The organism is Bacillus sp. UNC438CL73TsuS30, assembly GCF_000482325.1.
Lineage (GTDB): Bacteria > Bacillota > Bacilli > Bacillales > Cytobacillaceae > Neobacillus.
Genome location: NZ_AXVA01000005.1, coordinates 290,732 through 312,349 on the forward strand (window position 1 = coordinate 290,732; position 21,618 = coordinate 312,349).

Annotated in this window: 22 protein-coding genes; 20 read left to right on the forward strand and 2 right to left on the reverse strand. The window is 40.3% G+C overall.

Annotated features, from left to right (window positions below; all coding sequences use genetic code 11):
• Nucleotides 1-73: 73 nt before the first annotated feature.
• Nucleotides 74-841: a tRNA threonylcarbamoyladenosine dehydratase gene (locus tag M028_RS0101555; RefSeq protein WP_026572344.1), complete on the forward strand. Its 768-nt coding sequence runs from the start codon at nt 74-76 to the stop codon at nt 839-841.
• 38 nt (nt 842-879) lie between these two features.
• Here the strand turns inward: M028_RS0101555 and M028_RS31370 are convergent, their stop codons facing one another.
• Nucleotides 880-1,410, reverse strand: a complete 531-nt coding sequence (locus tag M028_RS31370; protein ID WP_051590884.1) for a Gmad2 immunoglobulin-like domain-containing protein — start codon at nt 1,408-1,410, stop codon at nt 880-882.
• A 267-nt stretch (nt 1,411-1,677) separates the two neighbouring features.
• Between M028_RS31370 and M028_RS0101565 the strand changes: the two genes are divergently transcribed.
• Entirely contained in the window at nt 1,678-2,601 is a 924-nt protein-coding gene (locus M028_RS0101565; RefSeq protein WP_026572345.1) for an ABC transporter ATP-binding protein, read from the forward strand.
• Entirely contained in the window at nt 2,598-3,548 is a 951-nt protein-coding gene (locus M028_RS0101570) for an ABC transporter permease (RefSeq protein ID WP_026572346.1), read from the forward strand. Before M028_RS0101565 ends, M028_RS0101570 begins: the two co-directional genes overlap by 4 nt.
• A 109-nt stretch (nt 3,549-3,657) precedes the next feature.
• Here the strand turns inward: M028_RS0101570 and M028_RS0101575 are convergent, their stop codons facing one another.
• Nucleotides 3,658-4,932, reverse strand: coding sequence for a replication-associated recombination protein A (locus tag M028_RS0101575; RefSeq protein ID WP_026572347.1), 1,275 nt, complete (start codon nt 4,930-4,932; stop codon nt 3,658-3,660).
• A gap of 181 nt (nt 4,933-5,113) precedes the next feature.
• On the opposite strand from M028_RS0101575, the gene cymR reads away from it, so the two are divergent.
• The 17 genes from cymR to M028_RS0101660 all read left to right on the forward strand — a co-directional run bounded on the left by cymR (nt 5,114) and on the right by M028_RS0101660 (nt 21,618).
• Nucleotides 5,114-5,533, forward strand: a complete 420-nt coding sequence (gene cymR / locus M028_RS0101580; protein WP_026572348.1) for a cysteine metabolism transcriptional regulator CymR — start codon at nt 5,114-5,116, stop codon at nt 5,531-5,533.
• Nucleotides 5,534-5,578: 45 nt separating this feature from the next.
• Nucleotides 5,579-6,721 (forward strand): cysteine desulfurase family protein, encoded by a 1,143-nt coding sequence (locus M028_RS0101585; RefSeq protein ID WP_026572349.1) that lies wholly within the window; start codon nt 5,579-5,581, stop codon nt 6,719-6,721.
• A gap of 40 nt (nt 6,722-6,761) precedes the next feature.
• Nucleotides 6,762-7,880 (forward strand): tRNA 2-thiouridine(34) synthase MnmA, encoded by a 1,119-nt coding sequence (mnmA, locus tag M028_RS0101590; RefSeq protein ID WP_026572350.1) that lies wholly within the window; start codon nt 6,762-6,764, stop codon nt 7,878-7,880.
• Between the two features lie 141 nt (nt 7,881-8,021).
• On the forward strand, nt 8,022-8,675 hold the full coding sequence (locus M028_RS0101595) for a tetratricopeptide repeat protein (protein WP_026572351.1): 654 nt from the start codon (nt 8,022-8,024) through the stop codon (nt 8,673-8,675).
• Nucleotides 8,676-8,718: 43 nt separating this feature from the next.
• A complete protein-coding gene (gene recD2 / locus M028_RS0101600; protein WP_026572352.1) occupies nt 8,719-11,133 on the forward strand; it encodes an SF1B family DNA helicase RecD2 in 2,415 nt (804 codons plus the stop codon).
• Nucleotides 11,134-11,165: 32 nt separating this feature from the next.
• A complete protein-coding gene (locus M028_RS0101605) occupies nt 11,166-11,639 on the forward strand; it encodes a PRC-barrel domain-containing protein (protein ID WP_026572353.1) in 474 nt (157 codons plus the stop codon).
• Nucleotides 11,640-11,651: 12 nt separating this feature from the next.
• Nucleotides 11,652-11,843 (forward strand): hypothetical protein, encoded by a 192-nt coding sequence (locus tag M028_RS0101610; RefSeq protein WP_026572354.1) that lies wholly within the window; start codon nt 11,652-11,654, stop codon nt 11,841-11,843.
• Nucleotides 11,844-11,909: 66 nt separating this feature from the next.
• Nucleotides 11,910-12,035 carry a YrzQ family protein gene (locus tag M028_RS31790; protein ID WP_231510760.1) on the forward strand — a complete coding sequence of 42 codons (126 nt, stop codon included), beginning with the start codon at nt 11,910-11,912 and terminating at the stop codon, nt 12,033-12,035.
• An 84-nt stretch (nt 12,036-12,119) separates the two neighbouring features.
• Nucleotides 12,120-13,199: an AI-2E family transporter gene (locus M028_RS0101620; protein ID WP_026572355.1), complete on the forward strand. Its 1,080-nt coding sequence runs from the start codon at nt 12,120-12,122 to the stop codon at nt 13,197-13,199.
• A gap of 337 nt (nt 13,200-13,536) precedes the next feature.
• Entirely contained in the window at nt 13,537-16,170 is a 2,634-nt protein-coding gene (gene alaS, locus M028_RS0101625) for an alanine--tRNA ligase (RefSeq protein WP_026572356.1), read from the forward strand.
• A gap of 119 nt (nt 16,171-16,289) precedes the next feature.
• Nucleotides 16,290-16,556 carry an IreB family regulatory phosphoprotein gene (locus M028_RS0101630; protein WP_026572357.1) on the forward strand — a complete coding sequence of 89 codons (267 nt, stop codon included), beginning with the start codon at nt 16,290-16,292 and terminating at the stop codon, nt 16,554-16,556.
• 3 nt (nt 16,557-16,559) lie between these two features.
• Nucleotides 16,560-16,976, forward strand: a complete 417-nt coding sequence (gene ruvX / locus M028_RS0101635; protein WP_026572358.1) for a Holliday junction resolvase RuvX — start codon at nt 16,560-16,562, stop codon at nt 16,974-16,976.
• Between the two features lie 12 nt (nt 16,977-16,988).
• Nucleotides 16,989-17,279 carry a DUF1292 domain-containing protein gene (locus M028_RS0101640; RefSeq protein ID WP_026572359.1) on the forward strand — a complete coding sequence of 97 codons (291 nt, stop codon included), beginning with the start codon at nt 16,989-16,991 and terminating at the stop codon, nt 17,277-17,279.
• A gap of 185 nt (nt 17,280-17,464) precedes the next feature.
• A complete protein-coding gene (mltG, locus tag M028_RS0101645; protein ID WP_026572360.1) occupies nt 17,465-18,601 on the forward strand; it encodes an endolytic transglycosylase MltG in 1,137 nt (378 codons plus the stop codon).
• A gap of 151 nt (nt 18,602-18,752) precedes the next feature.
• Entirely contained in the window at nt 18,753-19,403 is a 651-nt protein-coding gene (locus M028_RS0101650; RefSeq protein WP_026572361.1) for an O-methyltransferase, read from the forward strand.
• A complete protein-coding gene (locus M028_RS0101655; protein WP_026572362.1) occupies nt 19,400-20,329 on the forward strand; it encodes a peptidase U32 family protein in 930 nt (309 codons plus the stop codon). Before M028_RS0101650 ends, M028_RS0101655 begins: the two co-directional genes overlap by 4 nt.
• Before the next feature lie 17 nt (nt 20,330-20,346).
• A complete protein-coding gene (locus M028_RS0101660) occupies nt 20,347-21,618 on the forward strand; it encodes a peptidase U32 family protein (RefSeq protein WP_026572363.1) in 1,272 nt (423 codons plus the stop codon).

A 21,618-nucleotide genomic window follows, 5' to 3' on the forward strand; every position in this document is an offset into this window, starting at 1 on the left:
TAAATGTTGGTATGATATATTTTTATTCGGGAAAAAGATACCTAATGAAATTAACATAACTGGAGTGAAATATATGCTGCATCAATTTTCTCGTAATGAGCTGGCGGTTGGTAAAGAAGGAATGGATATCATGAAAAACAGCACGGTTGCTGTTTTAGGAATCGGGGGCGTCGGTTCTTTCGCCGCGGAGGCGCTTGCTCGTTCGGGTGTCGGCCGTCTTATTTTGATCGACAAAGACGATGTAGACATTACCAATGTCAACCGTCAGCTTATTGCTTTATTATCAACAATTGGCAGACCAAAGGTGGAAATCATGGAGGAGAGGATTAAGGATATTAATCCGGATTGTGAAGTGATTTCACTTAAAATGTTCTATACGGAAGAAACCTATGAAGAAATTTTTAACCATAATATCGATTTTTTTGTAGACGCCTCCGATACGATTATTTATAAAATCCATTTAGCGAAGGAATGTTTAAAGAGAAATATTCCAATCATTTCAAGTATGGGTGCAGCAAATAAAATGGATCCAACCCGCTTTCAAATTGCTGATATTTCTAAAACCCATACAGATCCAATTGCAAAGGTGATCCGGACTAAACTCCGTAAGGAAGGAATTCGCAAGGGGATTCCGGTTGTTTTTTCCGATGAGAGTCCGATCGTGATTCGTGAGGATATCCGCCAGATTGTCGGGAATGACAAAGCGGAGATTCGTAAGGCTAAGATGCCGCCAGCTTCCAATGCCTTTGTTCCGTCTGCCTGCGGTTTAATCATGGCAAGTTATGTGGTAAGAGAATTATTAAAAGATATCAAAATTCAACGCGTGTCAGACGAGAAATAAGTTTTAGGCCCTGAACTTTGTTCAGGGCCTTTGGGTTTTTATTTTAATGGTATGGTTAAAATCTCCGTTTTTGATCCGTCTTTCGCTGAATAAACAAATAGTTCGAAAGTTGCCCCTGTTTTTTCAACAAGTGATTGATCAACAGAAATCTCAAAATTCCCCCACGCTGGAGCCCCTTCAGTTTGATAATGATTTTGAAGAATTGTTTTATTACCGGAAGTTACCGCATATTGAAAGACACCTTCAAATACTCTTGCCTGCCCTTTTACCATGATTTTACCGTCTTTTTCAGATAAGACTACGTTTCTAAAGGAATTGTTTTGATAGACCTTTGGATCATCCTCCTTAGGAGGCTTCTTGGTCCCGGTAGAAGGCTTATTTGGATCGGCCGGGGGTGTTGTTGTTTCACCTGAAGGCTTCGATGGAACACTTTTTGGAGGTTTGCTTGTTTCATGTTCGGTTACACTGGGTTTCTGTTTAACATCCACATGGACTCTGACACCTAAACTATAGGCAATCACCCCTAAAATCACAATGATACACAGCATGAACAAGTTTGATAGTTTCATTCACTTCACCTCCAAAACCGCTTGAGTTTTCCATCCATCTTACCCTATTATATTCACCAAGGTCTCCATTTCCACACAGTACCGTAAATCTTTTCGTACGTCGCAGGTCTTAGAGTAAACTCATTCTCGAGCCGTTTTAATCGGGAATGAGACCACTATATAATAAAAATGGAATGTAGGGCGTCAAAAACAGGAAAAATTACCAAATCTACGTTAAACTGGTAAGGTGGCGTTTTTTAAGGAGAGATATAGAGAGGAGAAGATGAGTTGGAATCGATTGTAGAATTAAAAGATGTGACGAAAATAATCAAAGGGAGAAAGATCATAGATCAAATTAGTTTCCAGGTAAACAAAGGGGAGGTTTTTGGCTTTTTAGGGCCAAACGGGGCCGGGAAAACTACGACCATCCGGATGATTGTGGGCTTAATGGGCATCACTTCGGGTGATATTACCATTGGCGGAGCCAGTATTAAAAGTAATTTTGAGGATGCTGTCCGCCATATTGGTGCCATTGTTGAAAATCCGGAAATGTATAAATTCTTGAGCGGATATAAAAACCTTGTGCATTATGCAAGAATGTCAAAAGGAATAACGAAAGAGAAAATTGATGAAGTGGTCAAACTGGTCGGGTTAACAGACAGAATCCACGACAAGGTAAAAACGTACTCACTGGGAATGCGGCAAAGATTAGGTTTGGCGCAATGTCTTTTACATGATCCAGAGGTACTCATCCTCGATGAACCCACCAACGGTTTGGACCCGGCTGGAATCCGGGAAATCCGCGACTATTTACGCCTCCTTGCAAGGGAAAAAAATATGGCTGTCATTGTATCAAGTCATTTGCTTTCAGAAATGGAAATGATGTGCGACCGCATTGGAATTATTCAAAACGGCCGTTTAATAGATGTACAGCTTGTCCAAGAATTTGTGCAAGGAAATGAAGTCACATATGAACTTGAAGTAATTCCGAGTGAAAAAGCACGCACCCTCATCCAAAACCATTATTCAGACGTTAGAGTGTCCCATTCGAGAAATGGCATAAATTTGGAGCTGGCCAAAGAAGAAATTCCGAATTTAATAAAGTTACTGGTGGAAGGTGACGTTCAGGTCTTTGGGGTTAAAGAAGTGGCAAAAACATTAGAGGACCGCTTCCTTGAGGTTACTGGTGAAAAGGAGGAAGCTAGAATATGATGAATTTAATTCAAAATGAATGGATGAAAATTTTTAAGCGCCCAGGAACGTTTGTCATGATTGCGATCTTACTTGTCGCAGCGTCGATTGTGGCCGGCTTTTTTAAATATCAGGAGTCAGGAAATAAAGCAGGCGTTGACCCAAAATGGGAGCAAAACCTGAAGCAGGAGAATGATGCTTTAAAGAAGCAGTATGACCGAAGCGGATCAAAAATCGAAAAACAATTCCTTAAAAGAGAGATTGCCATCAATGATTACCGGATTGAGCATCATATTGCTCCACAGGAAAGCTATGATGTTTGGACCTTTGTGAAGGATGCTTCGCAATTAATTTCATTAGCAGGGCTGTTTACGATTATTGTTTCCGCCGGGATTGTTGCAAGTGAATTTAATTGGGGCACGATTAAGTTGTTGTTAATCCGGCCGATTAATCGAACGAAAATTTTACTATCTAAATATTTAACAGTTTTACTTTTTGCATTATTCCTGCTGGCCGTGCTTTTTGTATATTCAACTGTCATTGGCGCGATTTTATTTGGGATGCCTGACCAGGCTGTGCCGTATTTGAATTACAATAATGGTACGGTGACTGAGCAGAATATGGTGGTTCATTTAATGAGTTATTATGGTTTAAGCTCGATTGGAATGATTATGCTGACAACCATGGCGTTTATGATTTCGTCTGTGTTTCGAAACAGTTCACTTGCCATTGGTATCTCCATCTTTTTAATGTTTTCCGGAGGAAACTTAACTCAATTATTAGCATTGAAATTTGAGTGGGCTAAATATATCTTGTTTGCTAATACGGATCTCATGCAATATTTTGAAGGTTCTCCGATGGTAGAGGGAATGACCTTATCATTTTCCATCATCATGCTGATTGTTTATTTCGTTGTTTTCCAATTTCTGGCCTTCTTTACTTTTAAAAAGAGAGATGTGGCGGCGTAAAATTGTTGATATCCGCTAAAAAGTGTTGATATAACAACAAAAATTGTCGATATCCACCCAAAAAGTGTTGATATCGGCAGAAAAAAATAGCCTCCGCGTAGCGCGACGGCTATTTTTTTCTGCCTGTTAGTTTTGCATAGACCGTGGCCAGTGCTTGTTCAAACTTTCCAGTCTTTTTCGGTACATAGTATTGTTTATTTTTTAAGCGATTCGGTAAATATTGCTGCGGGACCCAGCCATTTTCATAGTCGTGCGGGTATTTATAGTCAATTCCCCTGCCCAGCTCTTTAGCTCCTTTATAGTGGGCGTCGCGCAAATGGTCAGGAACTTCTCCAACATTGCCTTTTTGAATATCCTCCAGCGCGGCATGAATCGCCAGCACAGCTGAATTGGATTTCGGTGATAAACATAATTCAATCACTGCGTTTGCAAGAGGGATTCTTGCTTCCGGGAAACCGATTCGTTCTGCTGTTTCAATCGCAGCCAGGGTCCGTGCCCCTGCCTGTGGACTGGCAAGACCAACATCTTCATAGGCGATGACAAGCAAGCGTCTGCTTATGCTGATTAGGTCACCTGCTTCAATTAACCTGCCAAGATAATGAAGTGCAGCGTCTACATCACTGCCACGAATTGATTTTTGGAAGGCGGAAAGAACATCATAATGGCCATCTCCGTCTTTATCTGCGGCAAAGCTCTTCTTTTGTAAGCATTCTTCTGCTGTTGCTAAGTCGATATGAATGACGCCCTCATCGTCCTTGTCGCTCGAAAGTACAGCTAATTCCAGGGCATTTAAGGAACTTCTAACATCACCGTTTGATCCGACTGCAAAATGATTTAGAGCTTCATCTGTCAGGACAACCTTTATGTTTCCAAAGCCTCTTTCCGTGTCTTCTAAAGCTCTGGTTAATGCTATTTTTACTTCTTCCGTCTCGGGCGGCTTTAACTCGAAAATTTGGCATCGGCTGCGGATTGCCGGATTAATCGCATGGTATGGATTGCTCGTCGTTGCACCTATTAAAGTAATTAATCCATTTTCCAAATAAGGGAGCAAATAATCCTGTTTCGCTTTATCGAGGCGATGGACCTCATCCAACAGAAGAATTACCTTTCCGGACATTTTTGCTTCGGCTACGACAATCTCCATGTCTTTTTTATTATTGGTTACGGCATTTAGGGTGCGGAAAGCATATTTAGTACTTCCGGCAATTGCACTTGCAATCGAGGTTTTGCCAATTCCAGGCGGTCCATATAGAATCATCGACGTCAGCTGTTTAGCTTTTACCATTCTGGCAATAATTTTTCCATCGGCAACAAGATGCTGCTGTCCGACAACCTCTTCAATGGTTCTGGGACGCATCCGAAATGCTAGAGGCTTTTGCTGCATAATCATCTCTCCAACTGAATACTGCTTTTCTTATTACGATATCATTTTTTCTTCAAAAAGCATATTAAAGAACAATATGGTATAATAAATAAATGCCTATCAAGTTACTAAGGATTTGATTCCTGTTGACATTATAAAAAATAATTTTAAAATAGAAAAAGTTGAAATGAGGTGCCTTTAAATGAAAATATCGACAAAGGGCAGATATGGTCTGACCATTATGATTGAACTGGCAAAAAAATACGGTGAAGGTCCGATTTCACTAAAAACAATTGCCCAAGCAAATGACTTATCGGAACATTACCTTGAACAATTAATTTCACCGCTTCGCAATGCCGGATTGGTAAAAAGTATTCGTGGAGCATATGGCGGTTACATTCTTGCTGATGAACCTTCAAAAATCACTTCCGGTGATGTGATTCGTGTTCTTGAAGGACCGATTACACCGGTAGAGGGTATCGAGGATGAAGAACCGGCAAAACGTGAGCTTTGGATTCGTATTCGCGATGCGATTAAGGATGTATTGGATAATACAACATTGGAAGATTTAGCGAGCCATAGCGATGATGGTGAGTCAGAAGCTTATATGTTTTATATTTAATGTCAAAGGTAATTGTATAGATTTCATTTGAATGAAGGTGGAATTATGGAACGAATCTATCTCGACCATGCCGCTACAACACCGATGCATCCAAGAGTTATGGAGAAAATGCTTGCAGCCATGAATGAAACCTTCGGGAATCCTTCAAGTATCCATTCTTTTGGAAGAGAAGCTCGGCACAGAATCGATCTCGCACGCGAAAGCTTGGCAAAAAGTATCGGTGCAAAAGAGGTAGAGATTATTTTTACAAGCGGTGGAACCGAAGCGGATAATATGGCCCTATTTGGCGTTACTGAAAGTTATCAAGCGAATGGGAAACATATTATAACCACACAAATTGAGCACCATGCAGTCCTTCACGCCGGTCATAAATTAGAAAAAATGGGTTATGAGGTTACCTATTTGCCTGTAGATGAAACTGGAAGGGTGTCTGTGGCCGAATTAAAAAATGCATTAAGAGAAGATACTATTCTCGTCTCAATCATGTACGGGAACAATGAGGTAGGGACACTTCAGCCAATTGCTGAAATTGGGGAGCTCCTGAAAGATCATCAAGCAAAATTTCATACCGATGCGGTACAAGCCTACGGTGTTGAAAAAATAGATGTTAACGAATGTAATATTGACTTGTTATCCGTTACAGCTCATAAAATCAATGGCCCGAAAGGTATCGGCTTTTTATATGCTCGCGAAAATGTTAAACTAGCTCCGCGTCAATTTGGCGGTGAGCAAGAGCGAAAAAGACGTGCCGGTACCGAAAATGTTGCCTCAATTGTAGGTTTTCACGAAGCTGTGTTAATTTCGGCGGAAGAACTGTCTGAAAAAAGGAATAAGTACATGGGGTTTAAGGAGACGTTTGTTCAAAAACTCCGAGAGCACAGAATCAATTTTGCCCTAAACGGAACACTTGAACATTCGCTTCCACATGTATTAAACTTAAGCTTTCCAGGGACAAATGTCGAGCAAATGCTTGTGAATCTCGATTTGGCGGGAATAGCGGTCTCTAGCGGTTCAGCATGTACGGCGGGATCCATTGAGCCATCCCATGTGCTGGTTGCTATGTTTGGAAAAGGATCTGAGCGGTTAATCAATTCGATTCGCTTTAGCTTTGGTTATGATACAACCACAGAGCAAATAGTGAGAACGGCTGAAGAAACAGCAAGAATTGTAATGCGCTTAAAAAAATAGATGCAAGAAAAACTTATATGAGATAGAGAGGTGAAAAAAGATGGAGACTAGAGAGCCAAAAGATATACGAGTGGTGGTGGGCATGTCCGGTGGAGTCGATTCTTCGGTTGCAGCTTTACTTCTAAAACAGCAAGGTTATGATGTTATCGGGATTTTTATGAAAAACTGGGATGATACAGATGAGTTTGGCGTTTGTACGGCAACAGAGGATTATGATGATGTAATCCGTGTTTGTAACCAGATTGGTATTCCATATTATGCCGTTAATTTTGAAAAACAATATTGGGATAAGGTATTTACCTACTTTTTAGAAGAATATAAGGCCGGCCGAACCCCGAATCCGGATGTCATGTGCAATAAAGAAATAAAGTTTAAGGCTTTTCTTGAGCATGCGGTGAACCTTGGTGCTGATTATCTGGCAACAGGCCATTATGCACAGGTTGAGTACCGGGATGGAGAATATAAAATGCTCCGTGGTCTTGACGAAAACAAGGACCAAACCTACTTCCTAAACCAATTGACCCAGGATCAGCTTAGCAAAGTCATGTTCCCGATTGGTAATCTTGAGAAATCGAGGGTAAGGGAAATTGCTAAGGAAGCTAATCTTGCGACTGCAACGAAAAAGGATAGTACGGGTATTTGCTTTATTGGGGAAAGGAACTTTAAAGAATTCCTAGGTCAATACCTGCCTGCCCAGCCGGGGAATATGGAAACCTTTGACGGAAAAGTTATGGGAAGGCATGAGGGCCTTATGTATCACACCATCGGTCAACGCCACGGACTCGGAATTGGTGGTGCCGGTGACCCATGGTTTGCGATTGGAAAGGACCTAAAACGTAATGTCCTTTATGTTGGACAAGGCTTTCATAATGAAATGCTTTATTCCGATTCCATTATTGCGGATGCCGTTAGCTGGGTTTCCAATCAAGAAAAACCTGCTGAATTTGAATGCACTGCAAAATTCCGCTATAGGCAGGAAGACCATAAAGTAACCGTCCAGCTTCTCGAAGACAACAAGGCAAAAGTAGTCTTTCATGAGCCAATCCGCGCCGTAACCCCAGGACAAGCCGTCGTCTTCTACAACGGCGACGAATGCCTCGGCGGCGGAACCATCGACGAAGTCTACAAAAATAACGAGCGCATGACCTACGTCGGCTAATCAAAATCCCTGATTCCCTTTTCGGAATCAGGGATTTTTTCGACAAATTTCGGGTGGTGCCTGTCACCGCCCGAAATTTGTCGAATGAACTAACCAAAGAAAAAAATATGGTATACTCTCAATAGAATGGAGTTGACTAGTTTGGATAAGAACCAATTGGGTGTTCAATATATGCAAGAGGGTAATTGGGAGGAAGCGGCGAAGGCTTTTAATGAGGCGATTTCTGAAAGTCCGCAGGATCCGGTTGCTTATATTAATTTTGGAAATGTGCTTTCTGCTGTTGGGGATGATGAGAAGGCTTTGAAGTTTTATGAGAAGGCGATTGAGCTTGATGAGAATGCTGCAGCAGCTTATTATAGTGCGGGAAACCTCTATTTTAGTAAGGAAAATTTTGAGCAGGCGAAAAAAATGTTTGAAATGGCATTGAAAAAAGGGCTTGAATCCAGTGATAACTTTTTTATGCTCGGTATCACCCTTATTCAGCTCGATCAAGGGAAATTTGCCCTGCCTTATTTACAAAGAAGTGTGGAATTAAATGAAGAAGATGCTGAGGCACGCTTTCAATATGGATTATGTCTCGCTCAATTACAATTCATTGATGAGTCAATCGTCCAATTGGAAAAATGTTTAGAGCTTGATTCCCAGCATGCAGATGCCTGTTATAATTTAGGTGTTGCCTATGGCTTTAAAGAAAATCCAGAAAAAGCAGCAGAAATGTTCGATAAAGCACTTGAAATTCAGCCGGATCATTTGCTTGCCGGTTACGGAAAAAAACTAATTGAGAATGAAAAATAATTATTAACCCTTATGTCTCGAGTCCATGGAAGGAGGGAGTGTAATGGAAAAGCAGGACTCACTTGATTTATTTGCCGAACAAGGAAAGTTCGTTAAGGGGAAGCATCTTGTAACGATTTTTCATAATGAGCAAAATCTATACACTGTCCTGAGAATTCGTGTGGAAGAAACTAATGACCAATATGAGGACAAAGAAGCAGTGGTAACTGGTTATTTTCCGAAAATTCACGAACAGGAAACGTATATTTTTTACGGTGAATTTAAGGAGCATCCGAAATTTGGTCTTCAATTTCACACCAATCATTTCCGAAAAGATATTCCTCAAACCGAACAAGGTGTTATTACTTATTTATCAAGTGAAATGTTTAAAGGGATTGGCAAAAAGACGGCGGAGAATATTGTTAAAGTATTAGGAGAAAATGCAATTTCAAAAATTCTTAATCAGCCGTCATTGCTCGATTCTATTCCAAAGCTGCCTCCTGAGAAGGCGAAAATGCTTTATGATACGTTAATGGAACATCAGGGACTTGAACAAGTCATGGTCGCCTTAAATCAATATGGCTTTGGTCCGCAGCTTTCGATGAGAATTTATCAAGCTTATAAGGAAGAAACCCTTGGGATTATTCAAAAAAATCCTTATAAATTGGTTGAAGATATCGAAGGAATCGGCTTTGGCCGGGCAGACGAGCTAGGGTATCAGCTTGGCATCTCCGGAAATCACCCAGACCGAATCAAAGCAGCTTGTCTTTACACGCTTGAAAATGAAAGCATGCAGACAGGTCATGTTTACATACCTGCAAAAGACTTATTAGAAAAAGTAAAAAACCTTCTCGAAGAAAACAAACGAGATCAAATTGAATTTTTGGATATCTCGAATGAAGTTATTAAGCTTGAGGAAGAGGGGAAAATAATTGGCGAAGAGCAGCGTGTTTACCTCCCCTCCTTATATTTTGCTGAAAAGGGACTTGTGACTAATATTCATCGAATTTTAGAGCAATCCGAGTACAAAGAACAATTTCCTGAATCCGAGTTTTTACTTGCACTTGGAAACCTTGAAGAAAGACTCGGCGTGGAATATGCCCCCTCGCAAAAAGAAGCGATCCAAACGGCCTTAATGTCCCCAATGCTTATTTTAACAGGCGGTCCCGGCACTGGTAAGACGACCGTCATCAAAGGGATTGTCGAGCTTTATGCCGAACTTCATGGCTGCTCCCTAGAGCCAAAGGATTATCAAAAGAAAGATGAGCCCTTTCCTTTTTTACTTGCCGCACCAACGGGCAGAGCAGCGAAAAGGATGAGTGAGTCGACAGGTCTTCCTGCTGTTACAATTCACCGTTTACTTGGTTTTAATGGAACAGAAGGTTTTGACCGTGATGAAACAACACCGCTTGAAGGAAAAATTATAATCGTAGATGAAACGTCCATGCTCGATATTTGGCTGGCCAATCAGTTGTTTAAGGCGCTTCCGGAGCATATACAAGTCATTTTAGTCGGTGATGAAGATCAATTACCATCTGTCGGACCAGGGCAGGTATTAAAAGATCTGTTGAACTCAGAAAGAATTCCGACGGTTAGATTAATCGATATCTATCGTCAGGCAGAAGGGTCTTCGATCATTGAACTTGCCCATGATATTAAAAAGGGGTTTATACCGGCTAATGTAACAGTCAAACAAGCTGATCGCTCCTTTATCCGCTGTTCAACCACACAGGTTGCGCAGGTAGTGGAAAAAGTCGCATTAAATGCAAAAAACAAAGGATATTCGGCAAAGGATATCCAGGTGTTGGCACCGATGTACCGTGGACCCGCAGGAATTGACCGCTTAAATGTTTTACTACAGGAAATTTTTAATCCTAATCCGGATGGTTCGCGTAAAGAAATTACGTTCGGTGATGTAAAATACCGAATCGGCGACAAAGTGCTTCAGTTGGTCAATCAGCCGGAAAATAATGTTTTTAACGGTGATATTGGCGAAATTATTTCGATTATTTATGCAAAAGAAAATACGGAAAAACAAGATATGATTTACATTTCCTATGAGGGTCATGAGGTAGAATATACAAAGCAGGATTTGACGCAAATTACCCATGCTTATTGCTGTTCTGTCCATAAGTCGCAGGGAAGCGAATTTCCGATTGTCATTCTTCCGATCACCAGAAGCTACTACCGAATGCTGCGGCGGAATTTAATTTATACAGCCATTACCCGTAGTAAACAATCATTAATTCTCTGCGGTGAAGAAGATGCCTTAAGGATGGGCGTCGAAAGAGCGGATGAGTTAAGCAGACTAACGACCCTTTGCCATAAGCTGCAGGAATCCATCCCTGCCAATGGAATCGAAACAAATTCGGAAACACAAATTCCCGATGGGCTGACATTAGAGGAAATCTTAATGAAGGTTGATCCAATGATTGGAATGGAAAACCTTACACCTTATGATTTTATGGTTAATAACTGAAACTATAAATGTTCGGAAAGGTGGGACACTTTTTGCGGACATTTTCTTTATTAAAAAATCAACCGGTGTTTGACATCAAATCAGGGACGAAAATCGGTGAAGTAAGTGATTTGTTTATCACCAGCAATGGAGTCGTAAAAGGGTTATTGGTCAAAAAAGGCGTTTTCAAACAAACCGTTTTTTTGGACATTCAGAACATCGCTTCCTTTGGGGCGGATGGGATCATGATTGAAGATGCTGATCATTTAGAAAAGCTTAAAACACCTCCGGAATATACTTTTTCGCATCAACATCCCTTAAATGGGCACATGATTGTATCAAAGAGCGGAGATTCAATCGGCTTATTAAAGGATGTATATTTTCTGGAAGAATTGGGCACAATCGTAGGGTATGAAATTACGGATGGCTTCTTTTCAGAAATCACTGAAGGGAAACAGGTTATTCAATCCGAAAAGCCCCCGGCGATTGGAAGAGATGCCATCATCGTAGATGTTAACCAAACGTGAGGTGTCTTTTTCATGTTAAAGTGTCCCAATTGCCAGAGTAAGGATATCGGAAAAATTGGTATTAACCAATATTATTGCTGGAATTGTTTTATTGAATTGTCCCTTTCTAAAGGCATTATTAATACCCATCAAGTCGAGGAAGATGGGACTCTTAGTTCCTTAGATGATTTGTTTGAAGAAGAAGAGCGTCGTTACACCATTTAATTTTAATTACCTAGCACCTGTTCCTAGAATTCCTATCTTAAAGAAGAGGTGATACGTGTGAATAAAATGATGACGACTGTCGTAGCTTTTGGGGCGGGAATGGCAGCTTACAACTTGGCACAGCGAAACAATGTTATGTCAGCCCGCAATATGAAAAAAATGCAGAGGAAAGTTAAACGAGCGATTTTTTAAACCGAAGCCCCCTCCATTAGAGGGGGTTTTTAATGCATAATTCCTACCTCCCCCTCCAACACTAACCAAAAAGGGGTGAGTAGGTTGGATATTCGTATGAAATGGTATTACCGAATTGGGTTCTTGCTCCTTTTATTAGTGGCGATTTATTTGTTTTTTAAAATTCGTTTTGTCTGGCTGCCAATAGTAAAGGTTGTATTTTATATTTTATTACCCTTTCTAATAGCAGGTTTTATTACCTATCTGCTTCATCCGATTATTGAAAAGCTTCATGAAAAAGGGCTTCACCGCGGCCTTGCGATATTCCTCATCTACTGCCTATTCTTTGGAGGTCTCGGCTTTGCTTTATACAAGGGAATTCCAGCTTTTATCAATCAGTTAAAAGATTTATCGGACAGTGCTCCACTTTTAGCGGAGCAATACCGCGAGTGGATTCATACTCTTCAATCTCATACACGGGAATGGCCGGATGGACTTCAAGGAAAAATGAATGATGGAATTGATGCTTTTGAGGAAAAGTTAAATTCTTTGCTTACCATTATCGTTGAAATTCTTTTAAACTTTCTTAATTCTGCTTTAATCGTGATGATTATTCCATTTATCGCATTCTATATGTTAAAGGATTTCCCCTTAATTAAACGAGTGGTGTGGTATTTAACACCAAGGAAATGGCGCAGACAGGGAAAACGCTTTTTAAGGGATGTAGACGAGTCATTGGGGAGTTACATAAGGGGGCAGCTCCTTGTTTGTATCATTATCGGTAGTGCTGCATCACTATTATTTTGGGTTTTTCATTTGCGTTACCCGCTCCTATTAGGATTTATAGTCGGGATTACCGATGTCATCCCTTATTTTGGTCCTATTTTAGGTGCAGTTCCGGCAGTTATTATTGCCGCTACCCTTTCAGTAAAGCTTGTGATCGTTACAATCGTAATTATTTTAGTGCTACAATTTCTTGAAGGGAATATTCTATCCCCTTATATTGTCGGAAGAAGTCTTCATATGCATCCGCTTCTTATTATGCTCGCCATTACGGCCGGTGGAGAAATTGGCGGTGTTATTGGGCTCATTTTGGCTGTCCCGGTACTTGTTGTTTTAAAGGTGGGAGCTATTCATGCAAAAAATCATTTTATCCAAAAAAATACGAAGGATTCCCCGTCCTAATTGACAAACAATTTTAGAGTGGCTATAATTCGTCATATAGTATGAATAAATGTATGTAACATGTTGAAGGATCGAGTATGTTGTAGACCATTTGTAACGCCTAAAGTGCGTGAAGAGAGGAGCTTCCATGGCTGAAAGAAGCTCTAAATGAAGGATGACAGAAAGCTAATCCAGAGTGCAGCTAATCCCTGCCGTTTTGCCGCGTTAAGGCAGCTGAGAGATGAATACAGCTTTTTGTATTCATAATCAGGGTGGTACCGCGAGTCAAGTCCTCGTCCCTGTTTTAGGGATGAGGGCTTTTTTGTATTTTTTTAAATATATTAGGAGGTCTAAACAAATGAAAAATTTAACAGGCTCTGAAATCCGCAAAATGTTTTTAGACTTTTTTAAAGAAAAAGGTCATTCCGTTGAACCAAGTGCACCCCTTGTACCGATTGATGATCCATCGCTTCTTTGGATTAACAGCGGGGTTGCAACCTTAAAGAAGTATTTTGACGGCCGGGTCATTCCGGAAAATCCAAGGATTACAAATGCTCAAAAATCAATCCGTACCAATGATATTGAAAATGTTGGTCAAACAGCCCGTCACCACACATTCTTTGAAATGCTTGGGAATTTCTCCATCGGTGATTATTTCAAAGAAGAAGCGATTATTTGGGCATGGGAGTTTTTAACCGATCAAAAATGGATTAATTTTGATCCAGAATTGCTTTCCGTTACCATCCATCCGGAAGACGAAGAAGCATATGAAATTTGGAACAAAAAGATTGGGATTCCTGAGGAACGTATTATCCGCCTTGAAGGCAACTTCTGGGATATCGGGGAAGGTCCAAGCGGTCCAAACTCAGAGATTTTCTATGACCGCGGTCCGGAATATGGTGATGACCCGGCAGATCCAGAGCTTTATCCTGGAGGAGAAAACGATCGATATCTTGAAGTATGGAACCTAGTATTTTCGCAATTTAACCATAATCCAGATGGAACCTACACCCCGCTGCCTAAGAAAAATATTGATACCGGCATGGGCTTAGAAAGAATGGCGTCTGTCGTTCAAAATGTTCCAACAAACTTTGATACGGATTTATTTATGCCAATTATTCGTGCAACAGAAGAAATTTCAGGCGAAAAATATGGTGCAGACAAGGAAAAAGATGTTGCCTTTAAGGTAATTGCCGATCATATTCGGACAGTTGCATTTGCTGTTGGTGATGGTGCATTGCCTTCTAATGAAGGTCGCGGTTATGTATTGCGCCGCTTGCTTCGCCGCGCGGTCCGTTATGCAAAACAAATCAATATTAACCGTCCGTTTATGTATGAACTTGTTTCTGTTGTAGGGGAAGTGATGCATGACTTCTATCCTCAAGTAAAGGAAAAATCAGAGTTTATTCAAAAGGTAATTAAAAATGAGGAAGAGCGTTTCCATGAAACACTTCATGAAGGCTTAGCGATTTTATCAAATGTCATTAAAAAAGAGAAAGAAAAGGGAAGCGACACGATTACTGGCGCAGATGTTTTCCGACTGTATGACACATACGGATTCCCTGTTGAATTAACGGAGGAATATGCTTTAGAAGACGGGATGAAAATTGATCATGACGGGTTTGAAGAGGAAATGGAACAACAGCGCGAACGTGCCCGTGCCGCTCGTCAAGATGTTGATTCCATGCAGGTTCAAGGCACTGTTCTTGGAAACCTGAAAGTTGAAAGCCAATTTATTGGCTATGGAAATCTTCAAACAAATGCTAAGGTTGTTGCGATTATTAAAGATGGTGAATTAGCCCAGGAAGCAGCAATTGGAGAAGAAATCCAGTTTATCCTAGATGCTACTCCGTTCTATGCAGAAAGCGGTGGACAAATCGCAGACCATGGTGTACTTCAGGCTGATGGTGTTTCTGTAAAAATTAAAGATGTTCATAAGGCTCCAAATGGCCAAAATCTTCATAAGGCTGTGGTTGAAGCGGGAACCCTAAAAACAGGTCAAACGGTTACAGCTGTGGTTGACCAAGTAAACCGTGTGAAAATTACAAAGAACCATACGGCTACCCATTTGCTTCATCAAGCATTAAAGGATGTACTTGGAACCCATGTTAACCAGGCAGGATCATTAGTTGAACCTGATCGGCTTCGTTTTGACTTTTCTCATTTTGGTCAGGTAAACCCGGAAGAACTTGAGCAGGTTGAGCAAATTGTGAATGAAAAGATTTGGCGAAACATGGAGGTAGATATCAATTTAAAACCAATCGCTGAAGCAAAGGCAATGGGTGCGATGGCCCTATTTGGCGAAAAATACGGTGATATTGTCCGTGTGGTAAAAGTTGGTGATTACAGCCTTGAACTTTGCGGTGGCTGCCATGTTCCGAATACTTCCGTTATTGGTTTATTTAAAATAGTCTCAGAAGGCGGTATTGGTGCCGGGACAAGAAGAATTGAAGCGGTTACTGGTGAAGCGGCATATCTGCTTTTAAATGAACAGGTTGGATTGTTAAAAGAAGCAGCTGAAAAATTAAAAACCAATCCTAAGGATATCGTATCGCGTATTGAGGGTCTTTCTGCTGAAATTAAGCAGCTGCATCGTGAAAATGAATCATTGGCTGCAAAGCTTGGAAACATTGAAGCAGGAAATCTTGTTTCCAGAGCAAAGGAAATTGATGGTGTCAACGTATTGTCAGCAAAGGTTCAGGCAGCTGATATGAATAACTTAAGGAATATGGCTGATGATCTGAAACAAAAACTTGGATCTGCTGTTATTCTTTTAGGAAGTGTTCATGAAGGAAAAGTGAATTTAATTTCTGCTGTTACAAAGGATTTAAATGAAAAGGGCTATCATGCTGGAAAACTGATAAAAGAAGTGGCAACACGATGCGGCGGCGGTGGCGGCGGTCGCCCTGATATGGCTCAGGCAGGCGGTAAGGATCCTGAAAAACTTGATTCTGCCCTGCAATTCGTCGAAGAATGGGTAAAATCCATTTGATAATGGGACAAAGTAGTGTAAAATGTAGGTAACTGAACTAAAAAGCTCCAGCGACTTATCGAGACACTGGAGCTAGATTAGACAATTTTCTCCTTATCACGAATGCGAGGTGCAATAAAATGAGCTCATTTGACAAAACGATGAGGTTCAGTTTTCCTGAAGAGCCTTTTGAACACGATGTAAACGATGTTCTTTTCCAAGTATACGAAGCCTTACAGGAAAAGGGGTACAATCCAATTAATCAAATTGTCGGCTACCTTTTATCCGGTGATCCTGCGTATATTCCAAGGCATCGGGATGCCCGCAACATTATTCGCAAGCTTGAACGGGACGAAATTATTGAGGAATTGGTTAAATCATATTTAAAACAACAGCGTGAGGTTTAATGAATGCGCATCATGGGATTGGATGTAGGCTCAAAAACTGTCGGGGTGGCCTTAAGTGACGAACTTGGCTGGACTGCACAGGGTTTAAAAACGCTCAAAATCAATGAAGAAAAGAACGAGTTTGGTTTTGATGAAATTGGTCAAATAATAAAAGAGAATCAAGTCAGCCAGGTTGTCATCGGACTCCCCAAAAATATGAACGGCACAATTGGTCCGCGCGGAGAAGCAAGTCAAAATTTTGCAGCCGAGCTTGAAAGACGCTTTGATGTTCCGACCGTTTTGTGGGACGAGCGTCTTTCCACCATGGCCGCCGAGCGCGTGCTTCTTGAAGCAGATGTAAGCCGGAAGAAACGGAAGAAAGTAATTGATAAAATGGCTGCAGTGATGATTTTACAAGGCTATCTAAATAGCAAAAATTAATGAGGTGAAAAAATGGATCACGGCGAAAACAATATTACAGTAGTAGATGAGAATGGAAATGAACAATTATGTGAAGTATTATTTACCTTCGATTCAGAAGAATTCGGTAAATCATATGTTCTTTATTACCCATTAGGTGCGGAGGAAGATGATGCAGATGATATCGAAATCCATGCTTCTGCCTTTATCCCGACTGAGGACGGAGAAGACGGCGAATTAATGCCAATCGAAACCGATGAAGAATGGGATATGATTGAAGAAATGCTCAATACCTTCCTTGAAGAACAAGAGGACGAAGAATAAGTGTAAGAAAAATGACCTATTTTATAGGTCTTTTTTTTTGCCGAAAATCCTACTTTTTTCTGCAATTTCACTGAAAAATTGACATTTTTCGCTGCGTATGATGAAATTACTACGATATCTTATTATAATATTTTATTTATTATGGGTTATTTTGTGAACGTTTTACTGGCACAGGGGGGAGACTATTGGCAACTGAAGATAAAGGGCCAAATAAAGAAGCAATTAGAAAAAAATTATTGGAACATCAAAGTGAAGCAAAAATTGTCAGACGTATTGTCTTAATCATTTCGATCATCATTATTTTACTCATTGTTGTCATTGGCGGCGGCGGATATTTATACATTCAATCAGCACTCAAACCAGTGGATCCAAAGAGTAAAATATCAAAAAAGGTCGATATTCCAATCGGTTCATCTGTCACAGGAATAGCTGAAAGATTAGAGTCGAATGGAATTATTAAAAATGCAAAAGTATTTAAATACTATGTGAAATTAAAAAACGAGGGCGGATTTATGGCCGGAAATTATGAGCTAAGCCCTTCGATGGATATCCCGGAGATTGTCGGCCGTCTGAAAACAGGGAAGGTTCTCCAGCAGGCAGCCTTTAAGATTACCATTCCGGAAGGAAAGCAATTAAAAGAAATTGCTCATATTATGGCTAAGGTAGTCCATAAAAAAGATCAGGATGTATTCAATCAATTAAATGATAAAAATTTTGTTAAAGGATTGATGGCGAAATACCCAATGCTATTAACAAATGAAATTCTAAATTACAATATCAAGTATCCGCTTGAAGGATACCTGTACCCGGCAACCTATTCCTTTTATAAGAAAAATCCATCCGTCGAAGAAATGGTATCGGCGATGCTCGAGAAAACAAAAACAGTGTTATCGCAATATACAGCTGAAAGTGAAAAGAAAAAACTTTCGGTTCATCAACTGTTAACAATGGCATCGTTAATTGAAGAAGAGGCTACCGAAAAGGCAGACCGAAAAAAAATATCAAGTGTTTTTTATAATCGGCTAAAAAAGGGAATGCCGCTGCAGACGGACCCGACCGTGCTTTATGCACAAGGGAAACATAAGAAGAAAGTCTATTATGCAGATTTAGAAGTGAGTTCACCTTATAATACCTATAAAAATACAGGTTTACCTCCAGGTCCCATCTCGAATGCTGGGAAAATCTCCATAGAGGCCGCACTTCGCCCTGAAAAAACAGATTATTATTATTTTCTTGCTACAGCTGATGGATCGGTTATTTTTACAAAAACACTTGCTGAGCACAATCAGGAAAAAGCCAAGCATATTTCCAATAAAAAATAGGTATAATTTAAGGGGGGAAATTAGCATTCCCCTTTTTTTTATGATAAAATAATTCAAGTGTTTTAATAAATCTTCCCATAGCGTTTCTGTGAACGCTATTTTTTCATGTCTAAAGAGAGCATTATGCTTTTAAAGGATTGAGGTGAGTAGCTTGCATTACGAAAAGCTACATTCTTATATAGAAAATTTAATTTTGGATCGAATTCCATTGCTACAGGAAATGGAAGAATTTGCAAAGGGTAACCATGTCCCGATCATGGAACTAGCAGGAATTGAAGCGATACTGCAACTTCTCAGGATACAGGATTCAAAAAAAATCCTCGAGGTTGGTACTGCGATTGGCTACTCGGCACTGCGAATGGCATATACCTTACCCCATGCCAAAATTGTCACAATTGAACGGGATGAGGAGCGCTTTGCATTAGCAGAAGCCTTTATCAACCGCTCCGGAAAAAATGAGCAAATTTCCCTTATTAAAGGGGATGCTCTGGAAGTCGAAGGCCTTGTGGCTGGACATGCTCCATTTGATGCGATTTTCATTGATGCCGCAAAGGGCCAATATAAGAGATTTTTTGATATTTATTCAAAGTTCCTTTCTCCAGGTGGAATGATTATCACGGATAATGTCCTTTTTAAAGGACTTGTTTGTGAACCAGAAATCGAATCGAAACGAACAAGAAATCTTGTAAGAAAAATAGATGATTTTAATCGCTGGCTCATGGCCCATCCTGACTATGATACGATCATACTCCCAGTTGGTGATGGTGTGGCTATTAGTAAAAGAAGAGGTGAAAAAGAATGAAAAAACCAGAAATTTTAGTGACTCCTTTATCTGTAGAGGATATTCTGCCACTTGCAGAAGCCGGTGCAGATGCATTTGTAGTTGGAGAACAACGCTATGGTTTGCGGTTAGCCGGTGAATTCAACCGTGAACAAGTTCAAAAAGCAATTGAACTTGGCCATTCTAAAGGAAAAAAAGTATATGTAGCTATGAATGCCATTTTTCATAATGAAAAAGTGGCTGAATTAAATGATTATATCCGTTTTGCTGTAGAGGCAAATGCGGATGCAATTATTTTCGGTGATCCTGCAGTATTATTGGCGGCTCGGGAAACTGCCCCAAACATGAAGTTACATTGGAGCACAGAGACAACCGGAACAAACTGGTATACCTGTAATTATTGGGGGAGAAAGGGCGCAAAACGGGCCGTTCTCGCACGTGAAGTAAATATGGATGCAATCGTTGAAATCAAAGAAAAAGCGGAAGTGGAAATCGAAGTTCTTGTTCACGGAATGAGCTGCATGTTCCAATCGAAGCGTTCCTTACTTGGTAACTATTATGAGTACCAAGGAAAAGTCATGGAAATCGAAAATCGTAAAATGCAAAGGAATATGTTCCTGCATGACAAAGAACGTGAAAATAAATATCCGATTTTTGAGGATGAAAACGGTACGCATATTATGAGTCCAAATGATATTTGTATCATTGATGAATTGCAGGATATGTTAGAGGCTGGTGTCGATTCCTTTAAAATTGATGGAATCCTGAAAAGCTCCGAATATATCCTTGAAGTGACAAAGGCATATCGAGAAGCCATTGATTTATATTTTAAAGATGAAGAGCTTTATGAAGATAAAAAAGAAGAATTATTAGCGGCCATTGAAGAAATTCAACCGCCTAATCGTCCTTTAGATACAGGGTTCTTTTTCAAAGAAACGGTTTATTAAAAGGAGGGAAATTGAATATGAGTATTGTTAAAGATAAAATATCAGAGATCATTGATGGTAAGCGCGTAATTGTTAAGAAACCCGAGTTGCTTGCACCTGCAGGAAATCTTGAAAAATTAAAAATCGCTGTTCAATATGGGGCAGACGCCGTATTTATCGGTGGTCAGGAATACGGCCTCCGCTCGAATGCTGATAACTTTACATTTGAGGAAATGAAAGAGGGCGTAGAATTTGCTAAAAAGTATGACGCAAAAATCTACGTAACCACGAATATTTATGCCCATAATGAAAATATTGATGGATTAGAACAATATTTAATGGGCTTAAAAGAAGCCGGTGTAGCCGGAATTATCGTCGCAGACCCGTTGATTATTGAAACATGTAAAAGAGTAGCGCCGGGTATTGAAATCCATCTTAGTACACAACAATCTCTTTCTAACTGGAAAGCCGTCCAATTTTGGAAGGAAGAAGGCTTGGAACGGGTGGTATTAGCACGCGAAACAAGTGCGGAAGAGATTAAAGAAATGAAAGAAAAAGTGGATATCGAAATTGAAACTTTTATTCATGGCGCCATGTGTATTGCTTATTCAGGACGTTGTACGTTAAGTAATCATATGACAGCACGGGATTCCAACCGCGGCGGCTGCTGTCAATCATGCCGCTGGGATTATGATTTATATCAACTCGAAGGCGGACAAACGGAAGCACCGCAATTTGATGAGAATGATTCGCCATTTGCGATGAGTCCGAAAGATCTAAATTTGATCAAAGCTATACCGCAAATGATTGAAATAGGAATCGACAGCTTGAAAATTGAAGGTCGGATGAAATCGATTCACTATATTGCCACAGTGGTTAGTGTATATCGTAAAGTCATTGATGCCTATTGTGCAGATCCCGAGAATTTTGTCATCAAGCGTGAATGGTTAGAAGAGCTTGATAAATGCGCAAACCGTGAAACGGCACCGGCATTTTTTGAAGGCGTTCCAGGGTATAAAGAGCAAATGTTTGGTAATCATAGCAAGAAGACAACGTTTGAATTTGTCGGTCTTGTGTTGGATTATAACGAGAAGACGCAAATGGTTACCCTCCAGCAGCGTAATCATTTTAGACCGGGAGATGAAGTTGAATTCTTCGGTCCGGAAATTCAAAACTTTACGCATGTCATTGATAAAATATGGGATGAAAAGGGTCAGGAATTGGATGCTGCAAGACATCCGCTTCAAATTGTACAATTTAAATTGGACAAACCGGTTTACCCTAACAACATGATGCGAAAGGAGAACTAA